Annotated in this window: 7 protein-coding genes; 3 read left to right on the top strand and 4 right to left on the bottom strand. The window is 58.8% G+C overall.

All coding sequences use genetic code 11. The annotated features are described in order from the left end of the window. Nucleotides 1-2 precede the first annotated feature (2 nt). Together fes and F3J37_RS25230 are read left to right on the top strand one after the other, a co-directional pair. Nucleotides 3-1214: an enterochelin esterase gene (gene fes / locus F3J37_RS25235; RefSeq protein WP_166936427.1), complete on the top strand. Its 1212-nt coding sequence runs from the start codon at nt 3-5 to the stop codon at nt 1212-1214. 32 nt (nt 1215-1246) lie between these two features. Next, the gene (locus F3J37_RS25230) at nt 1247-5161 is read left to right on the top strand and encodes an enterobactin synthase subunit F (protein WP_166936425.1); all 3915 of its coding nucleotides are present in this window, start codon (nt 1247-1249) and stop codon (nt 5159-5161) included. A gap of 206 nt (nt 5162-5367) precedes the next feature. Here F3J37_RS25230 and F3J37_RS25225 read toward each other — a convergent pair whose 3' ends face one another. The 3 genes from F3J37_RS25225 to fepD are packed head-to-tail and all read right to left on the bottom strand — an operon-like array spanning nt 5368 to nt 8131. Next, nucleotides 5368-6165, bottom strand: a complete 798-nt coding sequence (locus F3J37_RS25225; RefSeq protein WP_058959455.1) for an ATP-binding cassette domain-containing protein — start codon at nt 6163-6165, stop codon at nt 5368-5370. Beyond that, nucleotides 6162-7145 (bottom strand): iron-enterobactin ABC transporter permease, encoded by a 984-nt coding sequence (gene fepG, locus F3J37_RS25220; RefSeq protein ID WP_166936423.1) that lies wholly within the window; start codon nt 7143-7145, stop codon nt 6162-6164. Before fepG ends, F3J37_RS25225 begins: the two co-directional genes overlap by 4 nt. Further along, entirely contained in the window at nt 7142-8131 is a 990-nt protein-coding gene (gene fepD / locus F3J37_RS25215; protein WP_166936421.1) for a Fe(3+)-siderophore ABC transporter permease, read from the bottom strand. The genes fepG and fepD overlap by 4 nt, the downstream gene beginning before the upstream one ends. 139 nt (nt 8132-8270) lie before the next feature. On the opposite strand from fepD, the gene entS reads away from it, so the two are divergent. Beyond that, nucleotides 8271-9521 carry an enterobactin transporter EntS gene (gene entS / locus F3J37_RS25210; RefSeq protein ID WP_034827168.1) on the top strand — a complete coding sequence of 417 codons (1251 nt, stop codon included), beginning with the start codon at nt 8271-8273 and terminating at the stop codon, nt 9519-9521. On the opposite strand, the gene fepB is transcribed toward entS, so the two are convergent. Further along, nucleotides 9516-10481 carry a Fe2+-enterobactin ABC transporter substrate-binding protein gene (gene fepB, locus F3J37_RS25205; protein WP_166936419.1) on the bottom strand — a complete coding sequence of 322 codons (966 nt, stop codon included), beginning with the start codon at nt 10479-10481 and terminating at the stop codon, nt 9516-9518. The two genes, entS and fepB, sit on opposite strands and share 6 nt — an antisense overlap. Nucleotides 10482-10571 lie beyond the last annotated feature (90 nt).

Below are 10571 nucleotides of genomic sequence, written 5' to 3'. Positions count from 1 at the left end.
CTATGACCTGGCGAAATGATGTAACCGGTAGCGAAGCCTGGTGGCAGGAGCAACAAACTCAGGGTATTCCACGAATTGACCCTCAGCAGGATGGCACCTGCCTGGTGACCTTCTTCTGGCGCGATCCCCAAGGCAGCGAAAAAACGTCAGCGATTCAGCGTGTATGGATCAACATCACTGGCGTGACCGATCACCACCAGAAACGTCCACCGCAGTCATTGGTGCGCGTAACGGGTACCGATGTGTGGTACTGGCAAACTGCGCTGCCATCAAACTGGCGCGGCAGCTACTGCCTGATGCCCGATGAGCAGGCAACCGACTTTAGCGGTGAAGCGGACATGTATGCCTTGCGAAACTGGTGGCGTGACAAATTCCCCACGGCGAAGGCCGATCCCCTGAATACACTGCGCGGCTGGGCCGGTGGGCGTGGCATGGGCGTTTCGCCGCTGCATCTCCCGCAGGCCCCTGACCAGCAAATCTGGCAAGCCGTGGATGATGGCAGCGCATCGGCTGTTTCTTTGCAACAATATCAGTGGGATAGCGCGTTACTAAGTAACAGTCGCAAAGTGTGGATTTATGCCACCGGCGAATCCGATAACGCGCAACGTCCACTGGCCATTCTGCTGGATGGGCAGTTCTGGGCGAATCAAATGCCGATTGCCGGGCCATTGCAGCAACTTACTGACGCAGGGAAACTCCCACCTGCCGTTTATCTGTTTATTGACATCATCGATCGTGAACACCGTAGTCGTGAACTGCCCTGTAATCCGCAGTTCTGGCAAGCCGTGCAGCAGGAGTTACTGCCGCAGGTGGCGCAATGGGCACCCTATCGCCAACAGGCAGATAGCACGCTGGTGGCTGGACAAAGTTTCGGCGGGCTGGCATCGGTGTTTGCCGCGCTGCATTTCCCGGAGACGTTTGGCAATGCGCTGAGCCTCTCTGGATCATTCTGGTGGCCCGAACGTGGCAACCCATACGGCTGGCTGTTGCAGGCGCTGGATAGCGGACTGGCTCCGAAACAGCCGCTGCGTTTCTGGCTGGAGGCGGGTAAACGTGAAGGCCTGATTCTGCAAGCCAATCAACAATTAGAACAAAAACTTACCGCTGCCGGCTATCAGGTGAATTACCTTCCGGTGGAGGGCGGCCATGACGCGCTATGCTGGCGCGGTGGTCTGCTCGACGGTCTGCAAGCCCTGTGGCGCAATCCGACTTAACTTCATTACGCAGGACGCAAACCGGAGCACAGATGTCTGAATCTCTGATGAACAAAACCATGACCGACCAACACACCTTGCCCTTAGTGGCAGCCCAGCCCGGCATCTGGATTGCCGACCAGCTGACCCAGCACCACAATGCATATGCGGTAGCGCACTTTGTCGAATTGTCCGGCGCCATCGACACAGACCTGCTGGCGCAGGCTATCGTGGCTGGCATGCAGGAAGCCGATACGCTGAATATGGCGTTTGCCGAAGTCGAGGGCGAAGCACTGCAGTGGCTGCAACCGCAGACGTTCAGTGCGCCAAACATCATTGATTTGCGCGCTGAACCCGATGCGGCCACCAAAGCCCGCGCGTTAATGCGTGAAGACATGAACGGTGATTTACGCGTACTGAGCGGTGCACCTTTATGGCATCACACGCTGTATCGCATTGGCGATCAGCACTGGTTCTGGTATCAGCGTTATCACCATTTAGTGGTGGATGGTTTCAGCTTTACCGCCATCACTCGCCGTATTGCTAACCTTTACACTGCCGCCGTACAGCAGCAAGAGGCCGAGCCAACCCCGTTCATCCCGTTTAGCGAAGTCGTCGAAGAGTACCAGCGTTATCAGGAATCCTCTTCATTCACGCGCGATGGTGATTTCTGGCGCGAGAAAGGCGCAGTGCTGCCCTCACCGGCTTCGCTGTCACCGCTGCCACTGGCTGGACAAAGCGCGACCACCGATCTGCTGCGCCACAGCGTGACGCTTGACCGCAGCACCTTCCAGACCCTGGTGAATCAGCATCCACAATCCAGCGCTGCTGACCTGGCCTTTGCGCTGGTGGCGCTGTGGCTGGCGCGACTCAGCGGACAAAATGATTTCGCCGCTGGATTCATCTTTATGCGCCGCATCGGATCCGCCGCGCTGTGTGCCACCGGTCCGGTGATCAACGTGCTGCCGATGGCCGTGCATTACGATCCCACCCAGCCGCTGAGTGCGCTGGCTGCCCAGCTGGCAGGTGAAGTGAAGAAAATGCGTCGCCACCAGCGTTATGACGCGGAACAGGTACAGCGCGATCTCGGACGTTTGGGCGATGGTGACCCGCTGTACGGTCCGGTGATCAACCTGAAGATGTTTGACTATAAACTCGATTTTGCTGGCGTTGAAGGCATAACCCATCAGCTGGCATCAGGCCCGGTGCGCGATCTGGAAATCGCTATCTACATTAGCGAACAGGGTGAACTAACGCTGGAGTTGCTGGCGAATGCGGAGCGCTATAGCGAATCGACGCTGATTCGCCACGCCAGCCGTTTTGCTTTGCTGCTGGATCAGCTGGCGGAGCAACCACAGCGTGCGTTGGGTGAACTGGATCTGCTAACCACAGAAGAGCACGTACAAATTGCCGGTATCAACCAGACCGCGCACCCTGTTCCGGCAGAAACGCTGGCCTCACTGTTGGCGCAACAGGCCGCGCGTACGCCTGATGCCCCGGCGCTGGCTGATGCGACGCACCAGTTAAGCTACCGTGAGATGCAGCAGCAGTTGTATGCTCTGGCAGCGGATCTCAGTGCAGCGGGCGTCCAGCGCGGCGATATCGTCGCAGTGGCATTGCCGCGTTCAGTGCAGCTCTCACTGGCACTGCAGGCGATTGTGTCGCTCGGCGCGGCCTATCTGCCGCTCGATACCGGCTACCCCGACGAACGTTTGCAGCTAATGCTGGAAGATGCCGCCCCCAAAACGCTGATCACCTCAGTGGAATTGAGCGCCCGCTTTAGCGCTATCGATTCTGTTAAGCAGCTGCACTTTGATGCGCTCTATACCGCGCCAGACGCGCCACCACCCGCCAGCGAGCCGACACCACAGGATGGCGCTTACATCATCTACACCTCAGGATCTACCGGGCGTCCGAAAGGCGTATTGGTCAGCCATGAAGCGATCGTCAACCGCCTATTGTGGATGCAGGATCGCTATCCGCTGCAAGCTGACGACGTGGTATTGCAGAAAACCCCAAGCAGTTTCGATGTATCCGTATGGGAATTCTTCTGGCCGCTGCTGGTAGGCGCGCAACTGGTGATGGCACCGCCGGAAGCGCACCGCGATCCTGAAGCTCTTCAGCAGTTGTTTGCGCGTTACAAAGTGACTACCACGCACTTTGTCCCTTCGATGCTGGCCGCCTTTGTCGCGGCGCTGGACAGTGCGCCAGCGATTGCCTGCTGTGGCAGCTTACGTAACGTCTTCTGTAGCGGTGAAGCGCTGCCGACCGATCTGTCGCGTGAATGGGAAAAACTGACGCAGGTGCCGCTGCACAATCTTTACGGCCCGACCGAAGCGGCGGTAGATGTCAGCTGGTATCCGGCGTTTGGCGAAGCTTTAGCAGCCGTTGAAGGGGTCAGCGTGCCGATTGGTTTCCCGGTATGGAATACCGGACTTCGTATTCTTGATGCGCGTATGCAGCCGGTGCCGCCTGGTGTGGCGGGCGATCTTTACTTAACCGGCGTACAACTGGCACATGGCTATCTTGGCCGCCCGGACCTGACCGCCAGCCGATTTATCGCCGATCCATTTGCCGCTGGCGAACGCATGTACCTGACCGGTGACGTGGCGCGCTGGCTGGATAACGGCGCGGTGGAATACCTCGGACGCAGCGACGATCAGCTGAAGATCCGTGGCCAGCGTATCGAGCTCAACGAAATCGATCATGTGATGAGCGCACAGCCCGGTATTGAGCAAGCGGTGACGCACGCGGTGGTACTCGGCGGTGCCGCTGCACAAGGCGGTGACGCGCGTCAGCTGGTCGGTTACGTCGTCGCAGAGCACGTTGTCGATGGCGACGCGCTGCGTGATGCACTGGCGCAACGGCTGCCTGCACATATGGTGCCGGTGGCAATTGTACAGCTCGATGCCTTCCCGCTGAGCAGCAACGGTAAATTGGATCGCAAAGCTTTACCGCTGCCAAAAAATGCAGCTGACAGCGTGGGCCGTGAACCGCATCCCGGTCTGGAAACCCAATTGGCGCAGGCTTTCTGCCAGTTGCTGGCGCGTGACACCATCAGCGCCCAGGATGATTTCTTCGCCCTCGGTGGACACTCACTGCTGGCAATGCGCTTAGCTGCCCAACTGCGCCGCGAACTGCAACAGCCGGTTTCGGTGGGGCAGATTATGGTGGCTTCAACGGTGGAAAAACTCGCCCGGTTGCTGAGCGATACTCAATCGCATCAGCAGGCAGGTTTTGAAGCCGTTCTGCCGCTGCGTCAGGGCAACGGTCCGACACTGTTCTGCTTCCATCCGGCGTCGGGTTTTGCCTGGCAGTTCAGTATTCTGCAGCGCTATCTCGATCAGCGCTGGTCGCTGGTGGGGATTCAGTCGCCGGATACCCAGAGCCCGCTGAACCAAAGCGCACATCTCGATGAGGTGTGTGATGCGCATCTGCAAACCTTACGTAACGTGCAGCCGCACGGGCCGTACTTCTTCCTCGGTTATTCGTTGGGCGGCACGCTGGCGCAAGGTATTGCGGCACGACTGGAAGCGGCAGGTGAAGAGGTAGCCTTCCTCGGCCTGCTCGATACCTGGCCGCCGGAAACGCAGAACTGGGATGAAAAGCGTGGCGAGAATGTGCTGGATCCGGCGGTGCTGGAAGAGGTGAATCGCGAGCGCGAGCAGTTTATCGCTGCCCAGCGCCATCAGGCGGGCGAAGAGATGCGCGCGATGTTCGATACCATCGAAGCCAACTACGCCAGTTCGGTGCGTCTGTTGGCCACCGCGCGCAGTGCGCGTTTCAACGGTCGCGCCACACTGTTCCTCGCCGAGCAGACGCAGCAGCCTGGTCAGGATGCGCGTCGCGCCTGGGCACCGTATGTCGGTGAGTTAGAGGTTTGGCCGATGGATTGTGCACACGTGGAGATTATTTCCCCGCAGATGTTTGAGCAGATTGGCCCGCTGTTGCAGCGGATATTAGGCTAACGTCAGCCGATTTCCGGGAGGTCGAGGGGCCTCCCGGCGATAACTGATCTGCCTTGTACAGGGGCTGGGATGAAGCCTCACTGCGATCAACCTGCCGGCCCTGTGCAGGGCGCTGCGTTAAGACCTCCCGACACGATGCTCCACTGTGGTGTGCCGGTCACAGCATTTAGATTCCCGCGATAACATGCTTTGTGCAGCCAGACCGCTTACTTTCCTCTTCCCAGCGGCACGATCATTGGCGTGTGCGCCACCGGATCTTCCACAATCACGCAGCGTAAACCGTAAACCTGTTCAATCAACGCGGGTGTTACGATCTCTGCGGGCTTGCCTTCGGCCAAAATCTTGCCGTGACGCATGGCGATCAAATGGGTGGCATAACGGCAGGCGTGATTAAGATCGTGCAACACCACCACCAGCGTGCGGCCATGCTGCTGATTCAACTCCTGCATCAGTTCCAGCAGTTCAATCTGATGGGTGATATCCAGCCAGGTGGTCGGCTCATCCAGCAACAGCAGCGGGGTTTGCTGCGCCAGCACCATGGCAATCCATACGCGCTGACGCTGCCCGCCGGACAAGGTATCCACTGGCTGTTGCGCCAAATCCGCCACGCCGGTTGCCCGCATCGCGCTTTGCACCGCCTCTTCATCTTCACTGCGCCAGCGGCCAAACAGCGCTTGATGCGGGTAACGCCCACGTGCCACCAGTTCGGTAACGCTGATGCCCGCCGGTGCGTTGGAACTCTGCGGCAGCAGCCCAAGTCGACGCGCCACCTCTTTGGTCGGATAACGCGCTATCGCCTCACCATCCAGATACACCTCGCCTTTCAGCGGAGTATTAAGGCGGCTCAGGGTGCGCAGCAAAGTGGATTTACCGCAGGCGTTGGGGCCGATAATCACTGTCAGCTCACCTTCCGGGATCGCCACCGACAGGTTTTCTGCCACCACTTTTTTGTCGTAGCCGAGCGTCAGGCCTTCGCCATACAGCCGTGAAGGGATATCGATCATTGGCGTCGCGCCTCCCGCACCAGTAACGCAATCAGATAAAGTCCACCGAGGCTGACGGTAATCACGCCAACCGGTAATTGATAAGGCAAGAACAAATGCTGCGCAGCAAAATCAGCCGCAATCAGCAACAGTGCGCCACACAGCGCCGCCAGCAGCAGCGCGCCTTTCTCGCCGCCGCCGAGTCGACGCGCGATTTGTGGTGCCAGCAGCGCAACAAAGGAGATCGGCCCCACCAGCGCAGTGGACGCCGCCGTCAACACTACGCCAATCAGCATCAGCAGCAGCCGACTGCGCTCCACCGGCACGCCGAGCGCACTGGCGGTATCATCGCCCATCTCCAGCAAACGCATCCGTCGTGTTAGCAGCGCCATCAGCAGCAGCGACAGCAGCAACACGCCAATCACCGGCGGCGTTTTCGCCCAGGTGATGCCGTTAAGTGAACCGGCACTCCACAATCCGGCACTGAGCGCGGACTCTAGCGAAGCACTGATAATCAGCCAGGCATTCAGTGCCATCAGCAACGCGCGCACGCTGATACCAACAATAATCAGGCGGAAGGTTTCTACCCCGTTGCGCCAGGCAAACAGATACACCAATGCCGCCGTACCGATACCACCAACCAACGCTGCACCGGTCATGGCGGCGATGCCCTGATTGAACAGCACCAGTGCCACCAGCACGCCGCTGTAGGCACCGGTGTTGAAACCGAGAATATCCGGGCTGCCGAGCGGGTTGCGCAGCAGTGACTGGAAAATCGCGCCGCTGACGCCCAGTGCCGCACCAATCAGCAGCGCCATTAGCACACGCGGCAGTCGCCACTCTAAAACGATCAGCTTGACGTTGCTGGCACCGTGTCCCGCCAGCACCTGCCAAAACTGCTCAGCCCCAATCGGCAATGCGCCTCGCGTCATCGCCAGATACGCCAGCAGTGCGCATCCGAGCAACAACCACGTGGTATGTAATCCAACCCGACGCGTCATAACGCACCTCGCCCGAGTTTACGGCGCACCAGCACAATCAGTACCGGAGCCCCCAACATCGCCGTGACGATGGAGACGCGCAGTTCGCCCGCCACCAGCAGTCGTCCCAGAATATCCGCTGCCAGCAACAGAATCGGGGTAATGATCGCCGTAGCGGGCAGCATCCAGCGGTGATCGTTGCCGACCATCCAGCGTGCAAAATGCGGCGTCATCAGTCCGATAAAAGCAATCGGCCCCACTGCCGCCGTCGCCGCACCACACAACAACGCAATCGCCACTAAACCAAGCAGTTGCGTGCGCGCCACCCGCGTGCCCAGCGCGGTCGCCATATCGCCGCCCATGCTTAAACTGTTCAACGCCTGCGACAAATAGAGTGCCACTCCGCTGCCGATTAGCACGGCCGGGAACAGGGTGCGCAATACAGTGAAATTGCGAATATCCAGCGAGCCGCTGTGCCAGAAACGCAGATGATCATAAATATCGGGATTGAGCAGTGACAGACCAGACGTCAGGCCATCCAGCACTGCGCCCAGTGCTACGCCGGCTAATGTCAGGCGTACCGGATTGACTCGCCCGCCGCCAATCGCGCCCGTCATCGCCACCAGCAATGACGCCAGCAGTGCACCGGCAAACGCGAAGCCAAGCCAGTCGAGGGGAGAATCGGCGCCAAACAGCGCAATGCCGATCACCACCGCAAACCCGGCACCTGCGTTAATGCCGAGAATGCCCGGATCGGCCAGTGGATTGCGCGTCAGGCTTTGCATCAGTGCGCCCGCTAACCCGAGGGCGACACCCGCCAGCAATCCGGCCAGGGTGCGCGGCAGGCGTGCATCACGCACAATCACGCACTCAGCGTTGTTACAGCCTGAGGTAAGAGAATGATAAACATCGGAAATGGGTATCGATTTTGCCCCCAGCATCAAGCTGAGCGCGATGAGAAGCAAGAGCAGAATCCCTGAGCCTGCTAATGCACGGATCTGGCGCATCGTTCTAAACCTTCACTGTTCAACGTCGTCGCATGCGCAACGCAATTTGATAATGGTTATCGTTATTACTCGCGTTTACCTATGTTACCATGACTCGCCTCGCGGACGATGAGGAAAATTGGTGCAAAAAGGCGAACAAATGAACAAATCTTCCCACTTTATCGATCTCTCCCTGCTGAAAACCCATGCGGCATTTCGCGCAGTATTTATTGCCCGATTCATCTCGATTGTCGCATTAGGCATGCTCGCCGTGGCGGTGCCGGTGCAGATTCAGCAGATGACGCACTCCCCGCTTTTGGTGGGATTGGCCGTCACCCTCGCCGCATCCGGTATGTTTATTGGTCTGCTGACCGGCGGGGTGTTAGCCGATCGCTACGAGCGTAAGAAACTGATTTTGCTTGCCCGATCCACCTGCGGCTTGGGCTTTATCGCGCTGGCGATTAACGCTGCGCTGCCGCAGCCTTCACTGATTGCGGTGTATCTGCTGGGATTCTGGGATGGCTTCTTTGGCGCGATTGGCGTCACGGCGCTGCTGGCGGCCACACCGGCGCTGGTGGGGCGCGAAAACATTATGCAGGCCGGCGCCATCACCATGCTGACGGTGCGTTTTGGCTCCATCCTCTCGCCAGCCATTGCCGGACTGGTGATTGCGCACGGCGGCGTGGTGTGGAACTACGGCTTAACCGCGTTTGGCACACTGATTACCGTACTGACGCTGCTGAAATTACCGCAACTCCCGCCGCCACCTCAGCCGCGTGAACATCCGCTGAAGTCGCTGGCCGCCGGGGTGCAATTCCTGTTTGCCAGCCCGATTGTCGGTATGGTGGCGCTGATAGGTGCTCTGGTCACTCTGGCCAGCGCGATTCGCGTGCTCTACCCCGCTCTCGCACCACATTGGTCAGTGAGTGCTAACCAGCTTGGCATGCTTTACGCTGCCGTGCCGCTGGGTGCCGCCATCGGCGCGTTCACCAGCGGTAAATTGAAACATGCAGCCCGACCGGGACAGCTGGTGCTGGGCAGTGCGGTGGCCGGATTTATCGCGCTGGGATTATTCAGTCTGATGCCCAACCTGCCGCTGGCGCTGCTGTGTCTGGTGGCGTTTGGTTATTTCAGTGCCATCAACAGTCTGGTGCAGTACGCGATGATTCAACTGCTGACGCCTGACCATCTGCTGGGCCGCATTAACGGCTTGTGGACCGCGCAAAATGTCACCGGAGATGCGATCGGTGCGGCGATGATTGGGGCCATGGGATCGTGGTTACTGCCGCCACAGGCTGCCGCCGCGTTTGGCTTTGCGGCAGCGCTGTTGGGGATTGTGATGTGGTGTGTAATGGGCCGTTTACGTCGTTATGCGCCGCCAGCCCCTGAGCTGGCGGAGCAGGCATCATGATTTAACGAACAGTTTCTCCAGACGCGCCAGCAGATTGCTGGCGCTGTAGTAATCCAGACGGAACGAATCGACGCCAAGCGGGAATACCTGCTTATCCTTAACCGCCGCGTTTTGCGCGAGGAACGGATTGCCGATCACTGACTGTGTGGTTTTGTCATCAGCCGCAAACAGCAGGAAGGTTTTTCCCGTCAAACCGCTACCCACATTCTCACCTGACAGCTGAATGATGTCTTTACGCTGGCCCATGCTGTGGCCTTGCTGCACGCTGGCGGGTGGAACGGCGAGGGTAAAGCCAAGTTGCTCCAGCAGTTTGCCCTGCGCTGACTCCGTGGTCCACACGTTGACGGCACGCCCATCGCCGTTCCACACCATGGCAGACACGGGCTGCGGCGGTAAGGTGATGGCTTTTTTCAACGCTGCTTCACGATCGTCAAAAGCCTTCACCCGCTGTGCAGCCTGCGCTTCGTGACCGGTTGCCTGGCCCAGCAGCGTCACCACATCCTGCCAGCTCTTGTCGTCGTAATTCACCACCAGCGTCGGTGCGATGGCGGAAAGCTGGCTGGCGAGTTTAATCGCAGAATCATTACCTGTGGCGCTCACCAGAATCAGGTCTGGTGCTTCTGCGGCCACCGCTTCGGCACTCGGCTCGCCAATATAGAGGCGTTTTACATAGCGCTGTTTTGCCACCTCACCCCATTGACGGAAAAAACCCTGATCGTCGGCCAGACGGCTGTTCGGAGCGGTCGCACCGGAGGCCACCACCGGTGCATCAATTGCCAGCAATGATCCAGTTAAGGTGACGCTGGTTGAAACAATACGCTGCGGAGCTTTGTTTAAGGTAATTGAACCCTTTGCCCCCTGCACCGTTCGCGGCCATCCCTGTTCAGCCTGTGCCAGCCCTGTGAAAGTCTGGAAAATAAACAACAGGGCTGTCAGGCCCAATAAACCGCATTTATTCATAAGTTTTGGTCCACCTTTTAGCGTATTGCACGGCTCGACGTCACCTTCCGATTACGCCTAATCATGCGGGAAATCCCGCGAATGGATTGA

The sequence above is a fragment of the Candidatus Pantoea communis genome (assembly GCF_011752685.1).
Classification (GTDB): Bacteria; Pseudomonadota; Gammaproteobacteria; order Enterobacterales; family Enterobacteriaceae; genus Pantoea; species Pantoea communis.
This window is presented reverse-complemented; position numbering and strand designations above follow the sequence as displayed.